Source organism: Treponema sp. R8-4-B8 (assembly GCF_054786175.1).
This window is the reverse complement of the sequence record NZ_BDHE01000230.1, coordinates 1-641: the sequence shown is the minus strand read 5'-3', so window position 1 is coordinate 641 and position 641 is coordinate 1. Positions and strand designations below refer to the sequence as shown.

Here is a 641-nt window from a genome sequence, read left to right as displayed (position 1 = left end):
TATTCTTATTGCATAATAAAAACTATCATGTTATAATAATGCACTATACATTTTTTTTGTCAACAAAATGCATTTTTAAGGAGTAAATATGGCAATCGGAGTACCGGGAATTGACGAAAACATCTTTCAGGATCTATTTGAAGGTGATGTGGAGGTTTTTAAGTCTGTATTACATTCATTTATCGATAAAACGCCTTCAGTTTTACAGAAACTTTCCCTTGTTTCAAAGGAAAACTTGGCGGACTATGCCACCACCGTTCACGGCTTAAAGGGCGCCTGTGCGACAATATGCGCCGAAGAGGCGAGAAAAGCGGCTTTTAGCCTGGAACAAAAGTCCAGAGCCGGCGATTTAAACGGGGTGTTGGCGGAAAACAATGCTTTTATAAAATCCGTAGAAGAATTATTGGTCAATTTACAAAACTGGTTCAAGAGCCATTAGAAACAGTCTTGTTCATAAATAGTTTCTCTTGTCGGTTTTAAAGAAAAAAGGGGTAGTTTTATGATGAAAATAAGCAAGCGTATTATATATACAATGCTTGTTTTAGTGCTTTTTTTGACTGCATTTTCAGGATGTAAAAAAACTTCCAAAGAACAGACTAATATAGAAGTTGAGACATTTTCATTCAGGGATATACCCGGCA

The 641-nt window shown here is 36.2% G+C and carries 1 protein-coding gene; it reads left to right on the top strand.

What is annotated here, in order from left to right; translation table 11 throughout:
• Positions 1 to 88 precede the first annotated feature (88 nt).
• On the top strand, positions 89 to 439 hold the full coding sequence (locus tag ACYVRA_RS08080) for an Hpt domain-containing protein (protein WP_461252218.1): 351 nt from the start codon (positions 89 to 91) through the stop codon (positions 437 to 439).
• Positions 440 to 641 lie beyond the last annotated feature (202 nt).